Here is a 23009-nt window from a genome sequence, read left to right as displayed (position 1 = left end):
GAGGTTCGGTCGGAACCCGGCGCCCTGGACTGCGGAGTGGATGGCTCCACGCTAGGTTTGTCAATCCACCGTCAAAAGAGGGGTATCCCTCGCTTGTTGTATGTCGCGATCGTGTCCTGGGGTGTCGCACGGCATCGTGCGATGTCGCGAGACGTCGCGTGATCGGGGTGTGTACGGGCGATGAACGGGGGACGCGCGGGCGGGCCGGGGCTGTGGGGCGGGCCGGGGCTGTGGGGCTGTCCGGGGCTGCGCGGGCGGGCGAGCCGAATCAGTCGGCTCCGGCCAGGGCGCGGGCCAGCGCGGCCCGCGAGCGGACGCCGAGCTTGCGGTAGACCCGGGAGAGCGTGCCCTCGACCGTCTTCACGCTGACGAAGAGCGCGGCGGCCACCTCACGGTTGGTCGCGCCCTCGGCGGCCAGGCCCGCCATCCGCTGCTCACTGGCCGTCAGCAGCCCGCCGTCCACGCCCGGCGGGGCGATGGGCTGGTCCACCCGCTCCGACTCCCGGGCCACCCGGGCCAGCAGCGGCAGCGCTCGGAGGTCCGCGCAGATCTCCCTGGCCTCCAGCAGCGCGGCCCGGGCACCGGGGCGGTGCCGCAGCCGGCGCTCCACCGAGCCGAGGGCCACCAGGGTTCTGGCCACCTCCAGCGGCAGCCCTGCCGCGCGCTGCCGCTCGGCCGCACCCCGCAGCAGCGCCACCGCCTCGCGTCCGTTGCCGACGCCGGCCTGCACCAGAGCGGTCGCCCGGTCCAGCGCGGCGCGGGCCGGAGCCGCGGCGCTCTCCCACCGTCCGGTCAGCTCCTCGCCCCGGCCGAGGACCCGAGCGGCGGCGGCGTGCTCGCCGAGGGCCACCAGGCCCTCCGCGAGCAGCGCCAGCCTGCGCACCGCGCCCGGATCGGCGAACCCCGCGGCCACGCTCAGCCGGTGCGCCTCCTGGAGCACCTCGACCCCCGCCGCCGTGGCGGCCGGCTCCCCGCGCAGCAGGCCCGACTCCCCCAGCACCCCGAGCGCGCGCACCTGGTGCCATCGGTCGCCGAGGGCCGCCCAGCCCGCCGCCGCCCGCCGGGCCAGCTCCCCCGCCCGCTCCGCGCTGCCGCCCACCAGCTCGGCCAGCGCGACCGCGTGCAGCGCCAGGCCATGGGTGGGGGCAGGTGCGCCCGCGCCCACCCCGGGGGGACCGGCGAGCGGTTCCCCCCGCACCGCGAGGACCTCCTGCAGCTGGACGGCGGCCGCCATCGCCGACGCACCATCGCCGAGCCGCGCGTACGCCGCGCAGCGCGGGATCAGCGCCTCGGGCAGCGCGGGGACGGGCGTGGTCTCGGCGGGCAGCACGGTCAGCGCGGTGCGCAACTGCGCCGGCCGCTCGACGGAGAGTTCCGCGTCGAGCAGCCGGTGGCGCAACTCGCGCCGGGCGGGCCGTGGTTCGACGTTCCGCAGCAGCACGGCCGCCTCGTCCAGGGCGTGACGGGCGCCGGTGAGTTCGCCGCACCCCGCCAGCGCCAGCGCGAAGACCCGCAGCGCGGCCACCTGCTGCTCGGCCGCGCTGCCCGCGACGGAGGGCGGCACGGCGCGTGCCGCCGCCAGCGCCGCCGCCGCGGCGGTGTGGGCCTGGTCCGCCGCTCCGGTGAGCAACTGCCGCTCGGCGGACCAGCGCAGCAGCTCCGACCGCGCCCAGGAGAAGCCGGCGGCCTCCGTCCCGCCGTAGCTGTGGGGGGACACGGGGGCGAGGGTGGCGGTGGGGGCAGGGCGGGGCGCGGCGGCGACCGGATGGGACGGCAGCCGGCTGGTGGCCGGGAGTTCGGCCAGGCCGGCGTCGATCACCTCGCCCAGGCCGGCGAGCCCCTGGCCGGCCGCACGCAGCAGCACGACACGGGCGCGGGTGCGCAGCGCGAGGTGGGCGGCCAGCAGGCCGTCGGTGGGCGGCGTCCGGCGGTGCACCGCGTGGGAGCCCGACTGCGGCACCCGCGCCCCGGACGGTTCGCCGGCGGCCAGCACCTGCAGGGCCAGCGCACGGGCCTGCAGCCAGTGGCCGCTCTGCACCCCGTACTCCGCAGCAGCCACCAGCTGGCCCACCCGGCGGTGCTCGAACCGGTCGGGAGCCTGGTCGGCGGCGAAGGCGCCGCAGGCCCTGGCGCGGGGCCACAACTCCGGGTCACCCGAGGGGAGACGGGGGCCGATCCCGCGCGCGGGATCGGCCGTCCGGGCCGCGGCCGGCAGGCACGCCTCGGCGTCCCCGCCGACGGCCACCAGGCCCCGTTGCGGGAGCGGCCAAAGCGGCGCCGTGGGAGGGCCGGGAGGCGGGGCGAGCGGAGCCTGGCGGACGGCCAGCAGGGCGAGTTCATAGGCGAGGGCAGGGGCGTCGCGGTCGCGGGCGGCTTCGCGGGCGGCTGCGCCGAGCGAGCCGAGGTCGGCGGTGGGGTCGGCCAGCGCGGTCAGGCGCGCGCGCTCGACCGGGTCGGCGATCACGGCGGCGAACGCCGAGCGGGCGGCGGCGAGTTCGGCCGGCGCGGCCTGCTCCAGCAGGACCATCCGCACCACGGGCTCGCGGAAGTCCAGCTCTCCGGAACGGGGTTCGGCCGGTCTGAGCAGCTCGGCGAGCGGTCCCGCCGGTCCCGCCGCACCGGCCGTGGGTCTTTCGCCGAGCACGTCGGCGTCGTCGCGGGGCTCGTCGAGCAGTTCCAGCAGGCCGAGGCGGAGCGGGGCCTCCAGCAGGCGGAGCAGGTCGCCGCCGGGGCACGCAGAGCTGTTGGGGCGCGGAGAGCCACCCAAGCGCCCGAGCGCCGAGCCCAGTTCGGCCAGCGACGGCCGGGTGGCCACCGCCGCCAGCAGCAGGAGCTGCCGTTCCGCCGCGGCCAGCGGGCGCATCCGGTCGAGGACCTCGGCGCGCAGGCCGCGCGGCACCCCGTGCGGGCCGGTCGGCCCGAGCCGGAATCCGGCCCGCGCCAGGTCGAGCGCGTGCCGCGGATTGCCCGCCGCCACCTGCTGGACGTCGCGCAGCAGGGCCACCGGCAGCGGGCCGCCGAGGTCGCGGGCGAGCAGCTCGGCCACGGCGGTGGGCGGCAGCGGCGGCAGCCGCAGTTCGACGGTCCCGGGCGGGCAGAGCTCCCACCAGTGGCCGGGGGCCGGGCTGTCCGCGTCCCCGCCCCTCTCCCCGGCGCCGTCCCCGTCCCCGTCCCCGACCCCGACCCCGACCCCGACCCCGTCCGCAGCGTCGTCCCGCGCCGTGGCCAGCAGCCGTACGCCCTCGCTCGCGTCCGTGCGGCGCAGTGCGAAGCCCAGGGCCGCCGCGCTCGGCCCGTCCAGCCAGGGCAGCCCGTCGACCAGCAACAGCAGGCCGCCGTCCGCGGCCAGCGCCCGCAGCAGCTCCAGCAGGCCGAGGCCCAGCGCCAGCCGGTCCACCCCCGCGGTCGGCAGCAGGTCGTGCAGCAGTGCGGCCCGCAGCGCCGAGCCGGCGGGCTCGGCCAGTCCGGCGAGCAGGGCGCCGAGCCGCTCGGGCGGCAGGCCGGTCAGCAGATCGCCGAGGCCCGCACCGGGCAGTCCGCGCTCCGCCCGGGTTGGTGCGCAACGCAGCACGGTCGCACCGGAGTCGGCCGCCTCGGCGGCGAGGGCGGTGGCGACGGCCGTCAGCCCCACCCCGGGCGGACCGGTGAGCAGCACCGCCCCGGCGGTGTGCAGCGCCTCGCGCGCGGCACGCAGCTCCCGGCGGCGACCGCTCAGCTGCGGGCGGGGGAAGGCCGGCCTGGTCGCTCTGGGGTCCGTGCTGCCGCCGTCCGCGCCCATCCGCCGAGACACCCCCTCGTCGCCGCCCCCAGACCACCATGGACCTGACAGGCAGATCGCCAGGCCACGACCGGAGGTCCATCTCAACCCGCCGCTGACACCCCGTCAATATCTCCGACCGGGCAAGTGCGCACACGAAACGGGGAGTTCATACCCGCTTGACGCCGGTTGATCCGCCTCACACCGGGGTTCACCGGCGGCAACACCAGGCTCGGCCAACCCGCCAGAACCCGGGCGCACCAGGCCCCGGGCACACCAGAACCCGGACACACCAGAACCCGGGCCCCGCACAGGGACCCGGGTCTCCGGCTCAGGGCCTGCCGACCGCTCGCGACACGAGCGCCGCTCAGGCGGCTTCGAACCCCGCGTGCCCGGCGATCTTCTTCAGCTCGGCCAGCGCGTGCTTCTCGATCTGGCGGATACGCTCACGCGTCAGCCCGTGCTGCTTGCCGACCTCGGTCAGCGTGCGCTCCCGGCCGTCCTCCATGCCGTAGCGGGAGCGGATGATCGAGGCGGTGCGGTCGTCGAGCCGGCCGATCAGGTCGTCCAGCTCCTCGCGGCGGAGCATCACCAGCACGGCGTCCTCCGGGGAGACCGCGCCGGTGTCCTCGACCAGGTCGCCGAACTGGGTCTCGCCCTCGTCGTCCACCGCCATGTTGAGGCTGACCGGGTCGCGCGCCCAGTCGAGCACGTCCTTGATCCGGGCCTCGGTGGTGTCCAGCTCGGCCGCGATCTCGGACGGCTCGGCCTCGCGGCCCAGCTCCTTGGACTTCTCCCGCTGGACCCGCCGGATACGGCCCAGCTCCTCGACCAGGTGGACGGGGAGCCGGATGGTCCGGGACTGGTCGGCGATGGAGCGGGTGATCGCCTGGCGGATCCACCAGGTCGCGTAGGTGGAGAACTTGAAGCCCTTGGCGTAGTCGAACTTCTCCACCGCCCGGACCAGACCGGCGTTGCCCTCCTGGATCAGGTCGAGCAGCGGCAGCCCGCTGCGCGGGTAGCGCCGGGCGACGGCGACCACCAGCCGCAGGTTGGAGCGGATGAAGACGTCCTTCGCGCGCTCGGCGTCGGCGGCTATCGACTCCAGCTCCTCGCGGGTGACCTCGGCGGGCAGCGCGACCCCGTTGTCGTCGGCCGCGTCCAGCAGGTGCTGGGCGTAGACGCCGGCTTCGATGCGCAGCGACAGCTCGACCTCCTCGGCGGCATCAAGGAGGGGGGTCCTGGCGATCTCGTCGAGGTACATGCCGACCAGGTCGCGGTCGGCCTCAAGGTTGGTCGGGCGGGCCGTACGAGTCCGGTCGGCCCTGTCGCGAACGACGGCACGGGTGGCCATGCTTGCTCCCTTGCTGGTGGATGCCCGGGTCTGGCTCGAGGGTCTTCGTGGGGTTCGTTGGTCTACGACACGCCTCTCGCTGATGCGGGACCCCGGGGGCCTCGCACGTAACAATCCAACGAACAGATTCCGGACAACATTCCCAAGTCGCTCAGATTAATCGGGCGATGCAGTATCCTGCGCGTTCCCGCCCCGGATCCGAACAACCCGCGACCGCTCGGATACGCTCCGACAGCTCGCGCCCACGCGCCCCGCGTCGGCGGTACTCCCACCAACGCCCCGGAGTTCGCGATCGATCCCGCACCAGGTCCGCACAAAAGATGCCAAATCGCGATGCGGCTCCCATCAGATCGACTCACGGCGCTGGGAAGGTGTCAGCCATGCACCTGACCAGCGCCCCCGACCGCCGCGCCCTGCGCGACCGGACCACGCTGCTCGCCCGGCTCCCCCGGTACGCCACGATCGCCCTGGGCGCGCTCTCGCTCTTCGGGATGCTGCTCGCCCTGGTCGAGGGCCACTGGGGCCCGCTGGCCCGCCTCGACCAGGGCTGGGCGACGGCCCTGCACGACGCCGCCCGCCGGCAGACCGCGTGGACCGCCTCGCTGCAGACGATCACCGCACTGGGCGGCCCGCTGGTGATGCGCACCCTGCTCGGGCTCGCCGCCGCCTGGCTCTGGGCGATCGGCGCGCGCACCCTGGCGGCCTGGACGGCCGCCCAGGCCCTGGTGGGCTGGGGCGTCGAGTGGCTCGCGAAGACCGCGGTGGACCGCCCCCGCCCCAGCTGGCCCGATCCGGTGGCGCACGCCGCCGGCCCGGCCTTCCCCTCCGGCCACGCGATGGCGGCGGCGATCACCGCCGCCACCCTGGTCGCCCTGGTCTGGCCGCGGGCCGACCGCGCCGTACGGATCGTCTGCTGCACGCTGGCCACGCTGAGCACCCTGCTGGTCGGCTTCACCCGGATCGCGCTCGGCGTGCACTGGCCCAGCGACGTGCTGGGCGGCTGGTTCCTCGCGGTGGCGGTGGTCGGCGGGACCACCGTGGTGGTCGAGCTGTGGCAGCCGGGGGCGCTGTCGCGCGACGTCCGGCGGGTGGACTGGCGCACCAGGCCCCGGGTGCAGAGCGTGCTCGCTCCGGCAGTGCCGTTCCCGGACCGGCACTCGGGCGCACCGACCGAACCCTACGGACCACTCGCCGACCCGCTCGGCGGGACCTCCGGCCAGCCCGGCGGGACGTTCGGCGAGGCGTTCGGCGGCCATGGGTTCGACCCTCGGACACCTGACTGATCGTGAGATACCTCACAGGGGTGATCCGGCGCACGAAGGGGAGGGAACCGGGCACGACACCCTGAGCCCACCCAGGTCGGGTCCAGCTGGGAGAAACCGGGACCAATTCGGGCAAACAGTCCGGCAAATCAGCCTCTCGCAGCCCTCCTGGCCGTCTGCGAAACGGCCGGTTCCCGCTCCGGAGATCTCCACCACACGGCACCGGACTCCCCACTGAGTGCCTGGGTAGGGCAGACTGCTTCGGCTGGGCATACCCATGCCCAGTTCGGGGAACCGAGCACGACAGCGCGGCGGCGGCCGGTCGTCCGGAACTCGCGCCCATGCGTCAGCTCCGTACACCGACCCGACCACCGCGCTCGCTCTGCGGCAAGCCCCGCAGCAGCACCTGCCCAGGAACCGAGCGACGGGGGTTCGATGACCACGCACACGGAGGGTGAGCCGTACGGTTCGTACGGCCCGCCCGAGTCGTACGGGTCGGCGCAGCCGTACCCGGCGGCACCGACGCAGGGTCAGGCGGATCCAGCCGGAGCGCAGCAGCCGCAGGCGTACGGGCAGCAGCAGGACCCCTACCAGCAGGGACAGCCGTACGGTCAGCAGCAGCCGGAGTACCCGGGGCAGCCGGATCCGTACCAGCAGAGCCCCTACCAGCAGCCCTACCAGCAGCCGTCGCCCTACCAGCAGCAGCCGCAGGCGTACGGGCAGCAGGCCCCCTACCAGCAGCCGGTGTACGAGCAGCAGCAACAGCACGCCTACCAGCAGCAGGCCTACCCGCAGCCGGAGGGCTACGGGAGCGCGGACGGCTTCGGCCCGGCGCAGGCCTACGGCCAGGTGCCGGGGCAGGCCGGGCAGCCGAGCGCCGAGCAGTACTACGCCGGGCACTACCGCAGCGAGCCGGAGCCGTACAACGTCTCCGAGCCGTACACGCTGCCCGCCGACTACGGCATGCCGCAGATCTTCGGCGACCCGCCGACCATGTCGCTCTCGCTGCGCGCCATCGCCGACTACCAGGAGGCCCACGCCCCGGCCGCCCCCGGCCAACTGCCCAAGCAGCGCGACGCGGGCGAGCAGGAGCAGAAGTCCGCACCGTCCGAGGAGGCGGCGGCCGGACGCAACGGGCTGATCATGGCGATCGGCACGATGGCCTCGCGCGGCCTCGGCTTCGTGCGCAGCGCGGTGCTCGCCTACGCACTCGGCGTCAAGGACGTGGCGGCCACCTTCAACATCGCCAACACGCTGCCGAACATCGTCTTCACCATGCTCATCGGCGGTGCGCTCAGCTCGGTCTTCGTGCCCGAGCTGGTGAAGGCCGCGCGCACCCACAAGGACGGCGGCGTCGCCTACACCGACCGGCTGCTCACGCTGTGCACGGTGGCCCTGGTGGCGCTGACCACGGTGGCGGTCCTCGCCGCACCGTTCCTGGTCAGCGTCTACGCGCCGAGCTGGCACGGCGTGCAGCGCGACCTGACCATCTCGCTGGCCCGGTACTGCCTGCCCGAGATCCTCTTCTACGGCCTGTTCACCCTGCTCGGCCAGGTGCTCAACGCCCGCGGCAAGTTCGCCGCGATGATGTGGGCGCCCGCGCTGAACAACATCGTCGCGATCGCGGTCTTCGGGCTCTACGCGGTGATCGGCGGCCAGGCCGCGGAGGTCGGCAAGGTCACCTCCGGGCAGACCGCGGTCCTGGGCATCGGCACCACGCTCGGCGTGGTGGTGCAGGCCCTGGGCATGCTGCCCTCGCTGCGGGCGGCCAAGTTCAAGTGGACGCCGCGCTTCGACTGGCGTGGCGCGGGCCTGAGCCAGCCGCTGCGGGCGGCCAGCTGGGCGCTGCTGCTGGTCATCGTGACCCAGGTGGCGTACACCGCGCTGACCGCGATGACCACCAGCATCGACGGCGGCGCCAGCAACGCGGCGTACAGCAACGCCTACGCGCTCTTCGTGGTCCCGCAGGGCGTCATCACCATCTCGCTGGTGACCGCGATCCTGCCGGGGATGGCCCGGGCGGCCGACGAGGGCGACCTGCCGAAGATCGGCGCGGACCTGTCCCGGGTGCTGCGGAACTCGGCCGCGATGATCATCCCGATCACCGTGCTCTTCATCGCGTTCGCCGGCCAGCTCGCCGGTCTCGCCTACGGTTACGGCTCCGGCGCGTCGGGCACCTCGCTGATCAGCTACTCGCTGCTGGCGTTCGCGATCGGCATCCCGTTCTTCTGCGCGCAGTACGCGCTCGCGCGCGGCTTCTACGCGATGAGCGACGCGCGCACCCCCTTCTGGCTGACGGTGGTCTCCTCCGGCACCAACGTGCTGGTCTCCTACCTCGCGTTCCTGGTACTCAGCCCGCACTGGAAGGTCGTCGGCATGGCGACCGCCCAGACCGTGGCCTGCGTGGTCAGCATGGTGATCACCGGGCGGGCGCTGTCGAAGCGCCTGAGCAAGCTGCCCCCCGCGCCCGAGGACCCGGAGGCACGCGCCCGGGTGCTGCACGCGGCGCTGGCCGGGCCGCTGCGCAGCGGGCTGGAAGGGCGGCGCGTCTTCGGGCTGCACCTCGGGCTGGTGCTGGCCTGCCTGCCCGGTGCGCTGGTGGGGCACTTCCTGGCGGGCGGGATCGGGAGCCTGCTCGGCGGGCGCTTCTTCGGCAACCTCTTCGGGCTCGGGGTCGGCTCGCTCTGCGTGCTCGCCTCGCTCTTCGTGCTGGCCAAGCCGTTCGGCGCCGGCTCGACAGTGGCGCCGCTGGCCCGCAAGCTGCGGCTGCCCTACCCGCAGGAGGCCGAGCCCAGCGGTCGGCGCCGGCGCCGCTGAGCCCGGGTCGGGTCGGCCGGGGGCTCGGCCACGGGGCCCCAGCCCAGTGGGGCCTCAGCCCAGCGGGGCGGGCCCGCAGAGCAGGGCCGCGCGCAGGTCGAGCCGGTCGTCCAGGCGGCTCAGGTCGCGGCCGGTCAGCTCCTCGATCCGGCGGACGCGGTAGTGCACGGTGTTGACGTGGACGTGCAGCACCTCCGCCGTGCGGGACCAGGAGCAGTCGTGGTCCAGGAAGGTCACCAGGGTGGCGAGCAGCACCCCGCCGGTGCTGCGGTCGTGCTCGGTGAGCGGGTCGAGCAGCCGGCGCCGGTAGGCGGCGGCCACCACCGCCGGGATGCCGCGGACCAGGGCGGCCAGCGAGTCCAGCTCGGCGCTGGCGCCCACCGAGCAGTCGCGCGGGTGGCTCGCGGCGGCCGCGTCCAGCGCGTAGCCCGCCTGTCCCAGGCCGGCGGCCAGCTCGGCCGCCGGGCGCACGACGCGCGGGCCGACGCCGAGCCGTAGCAGGTGGCGCTCGGGCAGCCGGGCCTGCAGGCGGGGCCAGACCTCGCGCAGGCCGGCGGTCAGGTCCGCCGGGTCCGCGCCGGCCACCACGGCGATCGCCCGCCCGCTCTCGTCGGCGCCGACCACGAAGGCGGGCGCGGAACGCGGTCCGGCGAGCGCCGGTGCGGCGGCGGCCACCTGCGCGGACGGCGCCGGGGACGCAGGCGAAGCCGGGGACGGGAACGGCAGAGGGGACAGGGACGGGGACGGCGGCGGGGACGGCAGGACGCAGCGCAGCGCCTCGGCCAGCGCGTCCGCCGCCCAGGGCAGGTCCAGGCCGTCGATCCGGGCCGTGACCGGCACCAGCGGCCCGCCGTTGGGCAGCTCGCACGCGGCCAGCGCCTCGCCCAGTTCAGCGGCGTGCACCGGTGCCGAGCCGGTCAGCAGGCCGGCCAGCCGCCCGGCCGCCCGGCGCTGCGCGGCCGCCTCGCCGCGGCCACGGGTCCAGAGCGTGGCCAGCACGTCGGCCAGTCCGTGCAGCACGGCGGCCTGGCCGAGCGCGGCGGCGTGCGGGTAGAGGTACCAGCCGTCGAACGGGGTGTCGCCGCCCGCGCCCACCGGCAGCGCCGGGGCGCCGGCCGACTCGCCGTCGCGGGCGGGCAGCGCGCGGCGGATCGCCTCCGGCTCCGGGTCGGGGGTCCCGGTGGAGGTGGCGATGGTGCGGCCGGCGGCGGTCACCAGCGAGCAGGGTCCGCAGCCGAGCCGGGTGACGGCCCGGTCCAGCACCTCGCCGGCGGGCGCGCCGGTGTACATCAGCTCGACCAGCTCGCGGCGCACGGCGTCCGGCACCGCCGCGGCATCGTCGGCCTGCGCCCGCAGATCGCCCCACAGGCGCAGGTAGACCCGGTCGGTGACCGCGCGGAAGCTGGTGCCGGCCGGCACCGAGAAGAGCGGGATCCCGTGTACCCGGCAGGCCTCGACCAGGCCGTCCGGCACCTCGCCGTGGGTGCCCTCGCCGGCCAGCAGCGCGGCCACCCCGGCGCTGCGCAGCGAGGTGGCGAAGCGCAGCGCGAGGGTCTGGGCGGCGGGGTGAGCGGGCTGCCACCAGACCAGCCCGGAGAGCACCAGCTCGCCGGGCTGCAGGTAGCGGGCCGGGTCCTGGAGGTCGGTGGAGGTGACGCCGGTGACCGGGCGTTCCAGCAGTTCCGGCGGGCCCCAGGCCAGCCGCAGCCGCAGGTCCGCCACGTCCAGCAGATCAGAGACGATCACCGCGACACTCCTTGGTACCGAGCGCCCGCCAGAGCGCCGCACCCGGCTGGCCCTCTTAGCAGCCAGGGATTCAGGTGCAGATGCATGGTAAATGCCAGGCGTGCAGGCCAGTAGCCCTATGGGGTGATCATCCATGGGGCGGGCCGCGGACGCCGCCGCGCTTTGGCGGTCCGGCCAGGCGCCGGTCAGCCGCCCAGCGCGCGGTCCACCAGTGCTGCGGCGGCGCCGGTGTAGTTGGCCGGGTCCAGCAGTTCGGCCAGCGCTGCCCCGGAGAGCACGGCGCGGACCTCGGGCAGCTCGCCGAGCACCTCACCGAGGCCGCGCCCGTCCTTCGCGGCGGCCGTCGCGGCCCGGTTGAGCAGCTCCTGGGCCACGCCGCGGCCGAGCAGCGGCGCCAGCACCGCCGCGATCCGCTCCGAGACGACCTGGCCGGCGGTGAGCTCCAGGTTGGCCCGCATCCGTTCGGCGTCCACCTCCAGTCCCTCGGCCAGCTCGGCGGCCAGGTGCGCGGCCCCGCCGGCCAGCCGCAGGCACTCGCGCAGCAGCTGCCACTCGGCGTGCCAGGCGCCGGCCGAGCGCTCGTCCTCGGCGAGCATGCACTGCGCCAACCCGGCCGAGAGCACCGGCACTTGGAGCGCCGCCGAGCGGATCAGCGTGGCCAGCACGGGGTTGCGCTTGTGCGGCATCGCCGAGGAGCGACCGCGCCCGGCGACGGCCGGCTCGGCCACCTCGCGCACCTCGGTACGGCCCAGCGACTGCACGTCCACCGCGATCTTGCCGAGCGCACCGGTCAGCAGCGCACAGGCCGCGCCCAGGTCCGCGATCGGTGTGCGCAGCACGTGCCAGGGCAGGGCGGGCACGGCCAGGCCGACCTCGGCGGCGAAGGCCTCGGTGAGCCGCCGTGCATACCCGCCCGGACCGCCCTGGTCGGCCGCGACCCCGTCCGCGTACTGCAGGTAGCCCGCCAAGGTGCCTGCCGCGCCGCCCAGTTGGACCGGCAGGCCGTGGTCGGCCAGCTCCGCCAGGCGGTCCCGGGCGACCGCGACCAGCTGGTGCCAGCCGGCTGCCTTGAGTCCGAAGGTCGTGGGCACCGCGTGCAGCGACAGGGTGCGCCCCGCCATGGTGGTGTTCCGGTGCGCGGCGGCCAGCGCCGCCAGCGCCGCCAGCGTGCGGTCCAGATCGGGCAGGATCACCTCGATCGCCCGCCGGGCGACCAGCATCGCCCCGGTGTCCAGCACGTCCTGGCTGGTGGAGCCGCGGTGCACGTACTCGGCGGCGGCGGGCTCCTCGGCCGCGACCACCGCGGTCAGCGCGCGGACCAGCCCGACCACCGGATTGGCGGCCTCCCGGCCCTGCCGGGCGAGGGCGAGCAGGTCCAGGTGCTCGGCCCGGGCCGCCCGGCCGATCGCCTCGGCGGCGGACCGGGGCACCGTGCCGAGCCGGGCCTGCGCCCGGGCCAGCCCGGCCTCGGCGTCGAGCATCGCCTGCAGCCAGGCCCGGTCGCCCGTCACCGGCTCCACCGGGGTGCCGGCCCGCACCGGCGAGAGCAGGCCGGAGTCCGGCTCGATGTCGGAACGAGCGTCCGTACCAGGGCCCATGGCGCGATCTCCGAACAGTCGGTCGGCTGATCCAACTCGGCCCACGATAACGGAGTTGACGCCGCGCCACTCGGCGGTGCTGTGAGCTTCGTTACATCTGACCGAACTTCTGTGCCCTTTCCCCGCGCCTGACACGTCCAAGGGACGTCAGTGCCGTCACGTCCATGGAAAAGCGGTGGGGGACCCATGTCCGATGCTGGGAAGCGCGAGGCCGCCACGGGGCGGAAGGCACTGCGGATCGCGGGCCGCGCGGTGGCCTGCGCGACCTCCGGTGCGACGCTGGCGGCCTGCGGTTTCTCCTGGTACACCTACCACGACCTGACCGCCGGACTGACCACCTCCAACGCGATCCAGGTGGTGCAGCAGGCGGCCAAGGCGCAGGGCGTGGCCGCGCCGCCGCCGCACCTGGACAAGTCGGTCAACATCCTGCTGATCGGTCTGGACAGCCGCAAGGACCAGGACGGCAACGACCTGCCCAAGCAGTTCGTCCAGGACGACCTGATGGCCGGCAGCAGCGACATCGGCGGCTACAACACCAACACGCTGATCCTGATGCACATCCCCGCAGGCGGCGGCAGGGTGGAGGCCTTCTCGATCCCGCGCGACGACTACGTGGACCTGGTCAACGTGCCCGGCGCCCACCCGCTCGGCAAGGGCAAGATCAAGGAGGCCTACGACCAGGCCAAGTACTACGCCGAGGAGCAGCTCTCGCAGCAGTACTCGGGCGCCGACCTGGAGCACCGGGGACGCGACGCGGGCCGGGCGGCCACCCTGCTGACGGTGCAGAAGTTCCTCAACGTGCCGATCGACCACTTCGCCGAGCTCAACCTGAAGGGCTTCTACGACGTCGCCCAGGCGCTGGGCCCGATCACCGTCTGCCTGAAGAAGGACATCAGCGACCCGATCATCTCCCGCACCGCCACCACCGCCGGCGGCGGCTCCGGCTTCGTGGGCCACGCCGGTCTCAACCAGCTCGACCCCACGATGGCGCTGGCCTTCGTGCGCCAGCGGCACAACCTCCCCGACGGCGACTTCGACCGGACCCACCGCCAGCAGGCCTTCATCGCCTCGGTCACCACCAAGCTCAAGCAGGAGGGGGTCTTCGGCGACCTGGGCAGGATGCAGGGTTTGCTGAACGCGGTGAAGCAGGACGTGGTGCTCGACAACACCTGGGACCTGCTCGACTTCGCCCAGCAGGCCACCAACCTCACCGGCGGGAACACCGAGTTCAACACCCTGCCGATGGAGCGCTACGCGACGCTGTCCGACGGTGAGGACGTGAACATCGTGGACGTGGCGAAGGTGCAGGCGATGGTGCGCCAGGCCATCACGGGCGTCGACACGGCTCCCCCCTCGGCGGCACCCTCCGACAGCGCCACGCCGAGCCCCTCGGGCAGCAGCAGCCCCTCGACCGGCCCGACACCGGGCAGCCCGACCCCGGCGGCCCCGACGAGTCCGGCCGCGGGCACCGACGACTCGGGAGACGGCGGCTCGGGGGACGGCGGGGACGCGTCCCAGCCGAGCCCGACCGACAGCTACGCGGGCCCGGCGGTCGACGGCGGCGTCCCCTGCGTGAACTGAGGCACCCCGGCAGCGCTCGGCGCCCCGGCGGAAGCGGCGCGTCGGCCTCCGCACGGACCCGCCCCACCGCCATCCGCCGCAGGAACGCCGAAGGCCCCCGCAGCTGACCGCTGCGGGGGCCTTCGGACCTGCGTCATCTACGTGCCCCAGGCAGGATTCGAACCTGCGACACCAGCTTTAGGAGAGCTGTGCTCTATCCCCTGAGCTACTGGGGCGGGGATGGACGTCCGGTCCACAGACTAGCGGATCGGATCGGCGCAGTTCTCCTGGGTGAGTGATCCCGCCGCGATCCGTCCCGGACGGGTGTCCCGGGGCGGGTTCCTCAGAGCAGGCCGCGGCCGGCCTTGAAGCGGTGGGAGAGCCGGTCGGGGTCGATGATCGGGGCGGGGTAGTCGGCGGGTGGGGTGGGGAGTTGCCAGGGGCGGTGGACGGCGCGGCCCGGGATGTCGGCGAGTTCGGGGATCCAGCGGCGGACGTAGCTGCCCCGGGGGTCGAAGCGGTCGGCCTGGACGAGCGGGTTGAGCACGCGGTTGGGGCGGGTGTCGGTGCCGGTGCCGGCCACCCACTGCCAGTTGAGCTGGTTGTTCGCCACGTCGCCGTCGACCAGCAGGCGCAGGAAGTGCCGGGCGCCGATCCGCCAGTCCTGGTAGAGCGTCTTGGTCAGGAAGGAGGCGGTCAGCAGCCGGGCCCGGTTGTGCATCCAGCCCTCCGCGGCGAGTTGGCGCAGGCCCGCGTCCACGATCGGGTAGCCGGTACGGCCCTCGCGCCAGGCCTCGGCCTCCGATTCGCTGCGCCACCAGTGGTCGCCGCGGTCGCGGTAGTCGCGGTGGGCGGCCGACGGGCGGGCGGCCAGTACCTGGTGGTGGAAGTCGCGCCAGGCCAGCTGCCGGACGAAGGCCTCGGCACCGGGGCCGCCGTGCCGCAGCGCGAGCTGGAGCAGTTCGTTGGGCGACAGGCAGCCGAAGTGCAGGTAGGGCGAGAGGCGGGAGGTGCCGTCGGCCGTGAGGTCGTCGTGCAGTTCCTCGTACCGGTCCGGGGACCAGGCCCGCCAGCGCCGGCGGGCCGCGCTCTCGCCGCCGGGCGGCAGCGCGGGCGAGTCGGGGCGCACGGTGGGGACCGGCTCGCCGGTCAGGCCCGCGGGCACCCGCAGCGCCTTGGGGGCCGCTCGCACGGGTCGGGCGGCGAGGCGCTGCCAGGCGCGGAAGTACGGGGTGAAGACGGCGTAGTGGTCCTTGCCGGCCGGGGTCACCGCCCCGGGCGCGGCGACGGTGAGCGACTGCTGATGGACAGTCAGGCGATCGCCGAGCCGCTCGCGCAGCTGCGCCTCGCGCCGCCCGGCGAAGGCGCTGACGCCCCCGGCCACGTGCACCGACGCCGCGCCGAGCTGCTCGGCCAGCCGCGCCGTCTGCTCGGCGCAGCGGCCGTGGCGCAGCACCAGGTGTCCGCCGATCGCGCGCAGCGAGGCGTCCAGGTCCCGCAGGCAATCGGCGAGGAAGGCCTGCCGGTTGGGGGTGGCGAAGCCGGTGGCCGCGAGATCGGTGTCGAGCACGAAGAGCGGCACCACCTCCCGGCCCTCGGCCGCGGCGGCGTGCAGGACGGGGTTGTCCCGCAGCCGCAGGTCCTGGGTGAACAGGGCGATGGTGACGGTCACGGGGTGCTCCGCGGGTCGGGGGCGGGGTGCCGGCCGGCGCGGGAGCGGCGCAACTGCCGCCAGTGGTCGCGCAGCCAGCCGACCGGGTCCCAGTCCCCCGGCTGGTTCCAGGTCAGCGGATAGCAGGCCAGGCCGAGCAGGACGGCGCTGAAGTGGCCGATCGCGGTGAAGTTGAGGTCCTCGATCAGCGGCAGGGTGTAGAAGACCACCACCGCGGCCAGGTAGACGTAGCGCCAGGGGCGCACCAGCAGGTAGGTGAGCACCGCCTGGACGCCGGCCAGCGCGTAGCTGACGCCGTAGTCCAGCGTGTACTTGGCCCGTTCGGGCGCGTGGCCGTGGCGGATCGCCCAGTACAGCACTCCCTCGCTGAGGTAGGTGGCACCGACGTGGGCGAAGGCCACCACACCGAGCCAGCGGGCGGTGCCCAGCCGGCGCTCCACCGGGGCGTGGAAGATGTTGTAGAGCACGAAGTAGAGGAACCAGCCGCCGCCCGCGATGTAGAACGCGCTGGAGATGAGCACCTGGACCGGGTCGATCGCCAGGTAGTGCAGGTTGGTGGAGCGCCGTTCCAGGATGTGGTGGGCCAGTCTCGGCGAGACGTGTCGGATGAAGACGGTCGTCGCGAAGAGGATCACCAGCCAGATGCAGGTGCCGGGGGCCCCTCGCAGAAAGGCCCAGTAGGCGCGGAGCATCTTGCCGAGGCGGTGGAGCATCTGCCCAGTCTCTCGGTGCGGGGGCCGGGCGCGGACCGTGCCACGCCCGGCCGGATCGGCCATTCGGGTGTGGTCAACGATCGACTGTCCGTCACGGACACGGCAAGTCGGCAGCCGGGAAGGGGGCAGACGGCCCGTCAGGGGACCAGCGGCAGCCGGACCGAGAGCTTGGCCCCGGGCAGCGAGGTCGGCGGCTCGGCGAGGACGGTGCCGCCCAGGCCGTGCGCGATGGTGCGGGCCAGGGCCAGCCCCAGGCCCGCGCCGCCGGTGCTGCGGGAGCGGGCGCTGTCCAGCCGTACGAAGCGCTCGAAGACCCGCTGCCGGTCGGCGACCGGGATGCCCGGGCCGTCGTCCGACACGGTCAGCACCGCCCAGCCGTCCGCGCTCTGCAGGACCACCTCGACCTGCGAACTCGCGTGCCGGGCCGCGTTGTCGAGCAGGTTGCGGACCACCCGGCCGACCGTGGCGTCGCGCCCCGGCACCCGGGCCGGTGCCACACTGCCGTGCCAGGCGAGCCCGGGGTCGGTGTGCCCGCGCTCGGCCAACTGCTCGGCGACCAGGTCGTGCAGCTCGACCGTGTGCTGCGCGGCGGCGTGGTCCTCCTCGGTCCTGGCGAGCAGCAGCAGGTCGTCGGCGAGGTCCTGCAGGCGCTCGGTGCCGGCCAGCGCGTCGACCACCACCGTCCGCCACTCGACGTCCCCGGGGTGCAGCAGCGGCACCTCCAGCGTGGTGCGCAGCACGGCCAGCGGGCTGCGCAGTTCGTGCGAGGCGTCGGCGACCAGGCGGCGCTGTTCGGCCAGCGCCCGTTCGAGTTTGGCCAGCGTCTCGTTGGTGGTCTCGGCCAGCCGCGCGATGCCGTCCCCGGAGGGCGGCACCGGGACCCGCTCGTGGAAGGCGCCGTCGCCGATCCGGTCCATCCGGCGGCGGATCGACTCCACCGGGCGCAGCGCCAGGCCGGTGACGAACCAGGCCATCACGGCCACGAAGAGCGAGCCGCCGGGCAGCAGGTACCAGCCGAGGATCGTGGTGACCTGTGCGGTGGTCCGGTCGGTCTCGTCCTCGTCGATCAGCACGTAGCCGGTGGCCCGCCCCGCGGGGATGCCGGTGCGCCCGGTGTAGGCGGCCAACTCGTCGGTGGTGAAGCTGCGGTTGGTGACGAAGGTGAAGAAGTGGTAGGCGGGGCTGCCTTTCTGCTTCGCACCGCGCAGCCGGTCGGGTAGCCGGATCGTGACCACGGGGTAGCCGCCTGCCGGGTTCTCGGCGAGCGGGTCGATCGGCGGGAAGTAGGACGACCAGAAGGAGTCGGTCGGCGGGTCGCCGGTGAACAACGAGCTGGTGTTGGCCCGCAGCAACTCGCCGTCCTGGGCCACCACCACGTAGTCGGCACTCTGGTAGGCCTCGTTCGGGCTGCCCGGGATCTTCGTCCAGATGTTCTGGAGCGCGGTGAAGGCCCGGTCCTGGGCCCGCACCAGCAGCGCGTCGTGCACCTCGCTGCTGACCCAGGCGGTGGCCAGGCCGAAGACGATCGCCGACGCCGCCGCGGCGGCCAGCGCCGCCCGGGTGCGCACCGCGAGCCGGCGCCACAGCGGCAGGACGGGCACCAGCAGCAGCCGGCCCGGGCGCCCCCCGGCCCGCCCGGCCCCTCCCCGCCCACGACGCATCGGGCCAGCGTAGAGGGTCGGCACGGCTGCGGGTCGGGGCGGGTCGGGTCGGGCGGGTCGGGTCGGGCGGGTCGGGTCGGGTCGGGTCGGGTCGACGCTTATCCGTTGTTGATCGCGGCCCCGTAACCTCGGCGTTATGAACGAGACGATGACGCCGCCGCCCGAGTGGTGCGCGGGCACCGACCTGGACAACTTCGTGCTGCTGCTGAACGGGCTCAAGCAGTCGCTGGACCAGGACCTGCGCGACGGTCCCCGGCCGGCGGCGGCCGGGGACCGGTGAGGCGCGGGCCGGCGGCCGGCCGCGCGGAGGATCAGCCCAGGGCGGCCAGCACCTCCTTGGCCGCCCGCTCGCCCTGCTCGGCGCCGCCGTCCATGAAGCCGGGGAAGTTCACCGAGGTGTGCTCGCCGCTCAGGTGAATGTTGCCCTGCGCGGTGGCCTCGTAGCCCAGGTACCGGTGCCAGTAGTTGACGGGGTAGTAGGAGTAGGCGCCGTACGAGTACGGGTTGCGGTGCCAGGCGGACAGCTGCGCCTTGCCGTTCCACTGCGCCCGGGTGCCGGGGTAGGCCTGGTCGATCTGGTCCAGCATCCGGCCCGCCAGCCCGCGCACGTACGGGTCCTGCTGCGCGGTGTTGAACGGCCCGGCGGGGCTGAGCGAGTGCGCCAGCGAGCCGCCGCCGTACTGCAGCAGGATGCCGGAGGTGCCGGGCTGCGGCTTGGTGGCGTCCCAGGTCTGCTGGAGGTCGAGGTCGCTGAACAGGTCGCCGGCCGAGATGCCGGGCCAGGGGCCGCGGCCCTGCCAGGTGCGCCGGTTGAACTGCATGTTGAGCTTGGTGCAGGTGCCCATCCGGTAGTCGCGCAGCAGGCTGGTCATCCGGGCGTCGAAGCGGGCCCGGCCGAGGTCCAGGCGCTGCATGACGCCCAGCGGCACCGCGAGGATCGTGTGGTCGGCGGTGACCGTGCGGCGGGTGCCGCCGACCGAGAAGGTGAGCGTCTGGGTGCCGTCGTCGTTGGCCCGCATCGCCAGCAGCTCGTGGCCGAGCCGGACGGTGTCGGCCGGCAGCGCGTCGGCTATCGCGTGCGGGACCTGGTCGTTGCCGCCGACCACGTGGTAGCGCTCGTCGCTGTCGCCCCACAGGTTGAAGCGGGCCGGGTCGCTCTGGCCGCCGAGCTGCTGGATGATCGAGAGCGCGGACTGGCCGGTGGTGTCGGCGCCGTACTCGACGTTGTAGCCGACATCCAGCCAGCGGCCCAGCTGGGAGTGGGTCCCGCCGGGCACCCGGGACTCGATCCACTGCCGGATCGTCATCGCGTCGAAGGCCCGCCCGGCCGCCGTGCTGGCGTTCCAACTGACGTCGCCGGCGGCGGCGTTGTCGGCCTGCAGGCGTCGCCAGACGGGGGCGAAGTCCGCGTCGGCCTGCTCGCGCGGGTAGTAGCGGCCGTCGAACCAGAGCACCTCGCGGGCGCCGGCCGGGCCCGAGTTCAGGAAGTCGACCAGCGGGAGCCCGAAGCGCTTGCAGAGCGCGAGCAGCGTGACGTGGTCGGTGTCGATCAGCTCGCCGCCGACCTCGCTGGTCTGGCCGTTGTCCCAGTACGTGGTCTGCGAGTACATCCGGCCGCCGATCCGGTCCGGGTTGGCCTCGTAGACCGTGCAGCGGATCCCGGCGTCGGCCAGCGTGAGGGCGGCGTTCAGGCCCGCGATGCCCGCGCCGATCACGGCGATCCGGGCGTCCTTGCGGGGCCCGGGGCCCGCCTTGGCCGTGCCCGGCCGGGCCGCGTCGGCCGCGTGCGCCCGGCCCGCGCCGAGGCCCAGGCCGGTGCCGGCGACCGCGAGCACCGCGCCGGAGAGGGTGGCCGCACGCAGCAGCTCGCGCCGGCCCACCCCGCCGGGCGCGGCGGCGGCGTCCGCACGCAGCTCGCGCAGCTCGCCGACGGGCAGCCGCAGCCGGTCGGCGGCGGCGTGCTCGCCGGCGAGTCGGCGCAGGGCGTGCAGGGGGTTGGTGCGGGGCATGGTCGGTGTCCTTTCGACGGGGGCAGGGAGGGTCGGCGGGGAGGAGGGCGGTCGGCGGGGAGGAGGGGGAGGTCAGCTCCGGGTGGCGGGCACGGGCTGGGGAGCGGGCCGTTCGGCGGCTTCTTCCAGGATGATCCGGCCCATCCGGGCGTACCGCTCGGGACTGCGGCGCTTCATCACCAGCGCGAGCGTCAGGCCGCCCAGGAAGGTGCCGATCACCAGGTACGGGATCAGCTTGAAGAGCAGGGTGGCGGAGGCGGGCCCGGCCGCGGTGCCCATGTTCTTCACCAGCAGCACCACCACGCAGGCCATCGCCACCCCGCCGATCAGCGGCGCGGTCAGGGTGCGCAGCCAGTGCCTGGTCTCCGGGTGCCGGCCCTGGACGTGGAAGTAGCCGATCACCGCGAACGAGCAGAGCGTCTGGACGATCAGGATCGCCATCGTGCCGAGCAGCGCGAGCAGTGTGTAGAGGTGGGTGTAGGGATCCATTCCGGCCACCAGGAAGCCGGCCACCAGCAGGGTCGCGATCACCGACTGCACCGCGGAGGCGACGTACGGTGAGCCGTGCCGGGGGTGGGTGCGCCCCAGGGCGGGGTGGATGAAGCCCTCGCGGCCGATCGCGTAGAGGTAGCGGGCGGCGCACTGGTGGAAGGCCATCGCGCAGGCGAACGAGCCGGTCACCACCAGCCACTGGAAGACCTTGACCGCCCAGGCGCCGAAGTGCGCGCCCAGCGGGTCGAAGAAGAGGTTGTTGCCGTCCTTGCCCGGTACCAGTCCGTTCGCGATGTGGATGGCGTTCTGGACACCGTTGCCGGAGATGATCATCCAGGAGACGAAGACGTAGAAGAGGCCGACGCCGATCACCGAGATCAGGGTGGCCCTGGGCACCACCCGCTTGGGATCGCGGGACTCCTCCCCGTACATCGCGGTGGACTCGAAGCCCACCCAGGACCAGAAGGCGAAGAAGAGGCCGAGCCCGGCCGCCGCGCCCGAGCCGCCGACCCCCTTGAAGGCGTTGACCGGGTCGATCGCCGCCAGCGGGATGCCGTCGGGGCCGCCGCCGGTGACCGCCACCGCGACCGAGGCCGCCAGCAGCACGGTGATCTCCAGCACCAGCGCCACCCCGAGCACCTTGGCGGTCAGGTGGATGTCGAAGAACGCCATCACCGCGATCACCAGCAGGCCGAACAGCGCGTACCAGCCCCAGGGCAGGTCCAGGCCCAGCTGGGCGGCGACCAGGCCGCGCAGCGAGTAGGCGAAGAAGCCGATGATCGAGGCCTCGAACACGATGTAGGCGAGCACCGCGAGCAGGCCGGAGGCCATCCCCACCACCCGGCCCAGGCCGTGCGAGATGAAGCCGTAGAAGGCGCCGGCGGCCGTGATGTGCCTGGCCATCGCGACGTAGCCGACCGAGAAGACGGTGAGCACCAGGGTGGCGAAGACATAGGCGGCCGGGGCACCGATCCCGTTGCCCTGGCCGATGATGATCGGCAGGTTCCCGGTCATCGCGGTGATCGGCGCGGCGGTGGCGATGGCCATGAACACCACGCCGACCAGGCCCACCGAGTTCGCCTTCAACCGGTTGACCTCGCCCCCGCCTTCGCTGTCGGGGTCTGCGGGCATGCGCACTCCTTCGGGGAGGTTACGGGGGCATGTATTCCGATGGACCGTCATGATCTTTGCCCGCGCTTGACCCCCGCAAGCAACAGGTAGTCAGGTGTTTGCCCCGGTCGGTTGACGCTCTGTCCGGGTCCGGAACGGGGCTCCGGGCCGTGTGCCCACCGGCCCCGGGCGGGCCGCGGCGCCCCGCCAGGGCGCCAGGAGCAGGCAGGGGGCGTGGCCGGGTCTGAGAAAATGGCCAGAAATCGGGCTGGCTAACGACCTCCACCTCAGGGTCGCTACCATCGGCACTGGTGATGAACCCCGTACCAGACTCTCCCGGCGGACCAGCCCCGGGCTCTTGGGGCGGTTCCCACACCGATGCGATCGCTGTGTCCAGGGTGGACGCGGCGCAACCCGAAAGGCTCGTACGTGACTGCGCCCCAGGAGCACTCCTTCGCCGACCTCGGCAAGGTGCTGGTCATCATTCCGACCTACAACGAGGCCGAGAACGTCGAACGGATCGTCTCCCGGGTGCGGACCGCCGTCCCCGAGGTGCACGTCCTGGTCGCCGATGACAACAGCCCGGACGGCACCGGCAAGATGGCCGACGAGATCGCGGCGAAGGACGGCAACGTCCACGTCATGCACCGCAAGGGCAAGGAGGGCCTCGGCGCCGCCTACCTGGCCGGTTTCCGCTGGGGCATCGACAACGGCTACGACGTCCTGGTCGAGATGGACGCCGACGGCTCGCACCAGCCCGAGGAGCTCTACCGCCTGCTGACCGGCCTGCGCGGCGCCGACCTGGTGCTCGGTTCGCGCTGGGTGCCCGGCGGCAAGGTGGTCAACTGGCCGAAGTCCCGCCTGATCCTCTCCCGCGGCGGCTCGACCTACTCGCGCCTGATGCTGGGCGTGCCGATCAAGGACGTCACCGGTGGCTACCGCGCCTTCCGCAAGGAGACGCTGCTGGGCCTGGGCATGGACGAGGTCGCCTCGGCCGGCTACTGCTTCCAGGTCGACCTGGCCTGGCGCACGGTGAAGTCCGGCTTCAAGGTCGCCGAGGTGCCGATCACCTTCGTCGAGCGCGAGCACGGCGCGTCCAAGATGAGCCGCAACATCGTCTTCGAGGCGCTGTGGCGGGTCACCGTCTGGGGCGTGCAGTCCCGGGTGGCCAAGCTGACCGGCAAGAAGAAGTAGCTCCCACGCAGACGCCGAGTGGCCCGTACCTCCTGGTACGGGCCACTCGGCGTCCGTGCGTGCG

The 23009-nt window shown here is 74.0% G+C and carries 14 protein-coding genes and 1 tRNA gene; 5 read left to right on the top strand and 10 right to left on the bottom strand.

The features are described from left to right. Window positions 1-268 precede the first annotated feature (268 nt). Both OG294_RS23320 and OG294_RS23315 read right to left on the bottom strand, forming a co-directional pair. On the bottom strand, window positions 269-3778 hold the full coding sequence (locus OG294_RS23320) for a helix-turn-helix transcriptional regulator (protein WP_327068478.1): 3510 nt from the start codon (window positions 3776-3778) through the stop codon (window positions 269-271). A 346-nt stretch (window positions 3779-4124) separates the two neighbouring features. After that, window positions 4125-5111 carry a sigma-70 family RNA polymerase sigma factor gene (locus tag OG294_RS23315; RefSeq protein ID WP_327068477.1) on the bottom strand — a complete coding sequence of 329 codons (987 nt, stop codon included), beginning with the start codon at window positions 5109-5111 and terminating at the stop codon, window positions 4125-4127. 380 nt (window positions 5112-5491) lie between these two features. Here OG294_RS23315 and OG294_RS23310 point away from each other — a divergent pair, with 380 nt between their 5' ends. After that, the gene (locus tag OG294_RS23310; protein ID WP_327068476.1) at window positions 5492-6394 is read left to right on the top strand and encodes a phosphatase PAP2 family protein; all 903 of its coding nucleotides are present in this window, start codon (window positions 5492-5494) and stop codon (window positions 6392-6394) included. Window positions 6395-6808: 414 nt separating this feature from the next. Continuing rightward, window positions 6809-9190 carry a murein biosynthesis integral membrane protein MurJ gene (gene murJ, locus OG294_RS23305; RefSeq protein WP_327068475.1) on the top strand — a complete coding sequence of 794 codons (2382 nt, stop codon included), beginning with the start codon at window positions 6809-6811 and terminating at the stop codon, window positions 9188-9190. Window positions 9191-9244: 54 nt separating this feature from the next. Here the strand turns inward: murJ and OG294_RS23300 are convergent, their stop codons facing one another. Both OG294_RS23300 and pcaB read right to left on the bottom strand, forming a co-directional pair. Beyond that, window positions 9245-10936: a PucR family transcriptional regulator gene (locus tag OG294_RS23300; protein WP_327068474.1), complete on the bottom strand. Its 1692-nt coding sequence runs from the start codon at window positions 10934-10936 to the stop codon at window positions 9245-9247. Between the two features lie 185 nt (window positions 10937-11121). Further along, window positions 11122-12534 (bottom strand): 3-carboxy-cis,cis-muconate cycloisomerase, encoded by a 1413-nt coding sequence (pcaB, locus tag OG294_RS23295; RefSeq protein WP_327068473.1) that lies wholly within the window; start codon window positions 12532-12534, stop codon window positions 11122-11124. Window positions 12535-12720: 186 nt separating this feature from the next. Here pcaB and OG294_RS23290 point away from each other — a divergent pair, with 186 nt between their 5' ends. Further along, the gene (locus OG294_RS23290) at window positions 12721-14115 is read left to right on the top strand and encodes an LCP family protein (RefSeq protein ID WP_327068472.1); all 1395 of its coding nucleotides are present in this window, start codon (window positions 12721-12723) and stop codon (window positions 14113-14115) included. A 142-nt stretch (window positions 14116-14257) separates the two neighbouring features. On the opposite strand, the gene OG294_RS23285 is transcribed toward OG294_RS23290, so the two are convergent. The 4 genes from OG294_RS23285 to OG294_RS23270 all read right to left on the bottom strand — a co-directional run bounded on the left by OG294_RS23285 (window position 14258) and on the right by OG294_RS23270 (window position 18140). After that, window positions 14258-14330, bottom strand: a tRNA-Arg gene (locus OG294_RS23285). A gap of 107 nt (window positions 14331-14437) precedes the next feature. After that, window positions 14438-15766, bottom strand: a complete 1329-nt coding sequence (locus tag OG294_RS23280) for a cryptochrome/photolyase family protein (protein ID WP_327068471.1) — start codon at window positions 15764-15766, stop codon at window positions 14438-14440. Continuing rightward, complete coding sequence (locus OG294_RS23275) at window positions 15763-16479, bottom strand: rhomboid-like protein (RefSeq protein WP_327068470.1); 717 nt, start codon at window positions 16477-16479, stop codon at window positions 15763-15765. Before OG294_RS23275 ends, OG294_RS23280 begins: the two co-directional genes overlap by 4 nt. Before the next feature lie 137 nt (window positions 16480-16616). Beyond that, window positions 16617-18140 carry a sensor histidine kinase gene (locus OG294_RS23270; protein WP_327068469.1) on the bottom strand — a complete coding sequence of 508 codons (1524 nt, stop codon included), beginning with the start codon at window positions 18138-18140 and terminating at the stop codon, window positions 16617-16619. A gap of 136 nt (window positions 18141-18276) precedes the next feature. Between OG294_RS23270 and OG294_RS23265 the strand changes: the two genes are divergently transcribed. Beyond that, window positions 18277-18420 (top strand): hypothetical protein, encoded by a 144-nt coding sequence (locus OG294_RS23265; protein ID WP_327068468.1) that lies wholly within the window; start codon window positions 18277-18279, stop codon window positions 18418-18420. Between the two features lie 31 nt (window positions 18421-18451). Here the strand turns inward: OG294_RS23265 and OG294_RS23260 are convergent, their stop codons facing one another. Together OG294_RS23260 and OG294_RS23255 are read right to left on the bottom strand one after the other, a co-directional pair. Then, the gene (locus tag OG294_RS23260; RefSeq protein WP_327068467.1) at window positions 18452-20149 is read right to left on the bottom strand and encodes a flavin monoamine oxidase family protein; all 1698 of its coding nucleotides are present in this window, start codon (window positions 20147-20149) and stop codon (window positions 18452-18454) included. Between the two features lie 72 nt (window positions 20150-20221). Continuing rightward, window positions 20222-21772 (bottom strand): APC family permease, encoded by a 1551-nt coding sequence (locus tag OG294_RS23255; protein WP_327068466.1) that lies wholly within the window; start codon window positions 21770-21772, stop codon window positions 20222-20224. 408 nt (window positions 21773-22180) lie between these two features. Between OG294_RS23255 and OG294_RS23250 the strand changes: the two genes are divergently transcribed. Continuing rightward, window positions 22181-22945 carry a polyprenol monophosphomannose synthase gene (locus tag OG294_RS23250; RefSeq protein WP_327068465.1) on the top strand — a complete coding sequence of 255 codons (765 nt, stop codon included), beginning with the start codon at window positions 22181-22183 and terminating at the stop codon, window positions 22943-22945. Window positions 22946-23009 lie beyond the last annotated feature (64 nt).

Origin of the sequence: Kitasatospora sp. NBC_01302 (genome assembly GCF_035976515.1) — a bacterium.
Classification (GTDB): Bacteria; Actinomycetota; Actinomycetes; order Streptomycetales; family Streptomycetaceae; genus Kitasatospora.
This window is presented reverse-complemented; position numbering and strand designations above follow the sequence as displayed.

Coding starts and splice junctions, on each gene's coding strand:
- OG294_RS23320 (WP_327068478.1), bottom strand. CDS start 3,778: ATGGGCGCGGACGGCGGCAGCACGGACCCCAGAGCGACCAGGCCGGCC.
- OG294_RS23315 (WP_327068477.1), bottom strand. CDS start 5,111: ATGGCCACCCGTGCCGTCGTTCGCGACAGGGCCGACCGGACTCGTACG.
- OG294_RS23310 (WP_327068476.1), top strand. CDS start 5,492: ATGCACCTGACCAGCGCCCCCGACCGCCGCGCCCTGCGCGACCGGACC.
- murJ (WP_327068475.1), top strand. CDS start 6,809: ATGACCACGCACACGGAGGGTGAGCCGTACGGTTCGTACGGCCCGCCC.
- pcaB (WP_327068473.1), bottom strand. CDS start 12,534: ATGGGCCCTGGTACGGACGCTCGTTCCGACATCGAGCCGGACTCCGGC.
- OG294_RS23290 (WP_327068472.1), top strand. CDS start 12,721: ATGTCCGATGCTGGGAAGCGCGAGGCCGCCACGGGGCGGAAGGCACTG.
- OG294_RS23275 (WP_327068470.1), bottom strand. CDS start 16,479: ATGCTCCACCGCCTCGGCAAGATGCTCCGCGCCTACTGGGCCTTTCTG.
- OG294_RS23270 (WP_327068469.1), bottom strand. CDS start 18,140: ATGCGTCGTGGGCGGGGAGGGGCCGGGCGGGCCGGGGGGCGCCCGGGC.
- OG294_RS23265 (WP_327068468.1), top strand. CDS start 18,277: ATGAACGAGACGATGACGCCGCCGCCCGAGTGGTGCGCGGGCACCGAC.
- OG294_RS23260 (WP_327068467.1), bottom strand. CDS start 20,149: ATGCCCCGCACCAACCCCCTGCACGCCCTGCGCCGACTCGCCGGCGAG.
- OG294_RS23255 (WP_327068466.1), bottom strand. CDS start 21,772: ATGCCCGCAGACCCCGACAGCGAAGGCGGGGGCGAGGTCAACCGGTTG.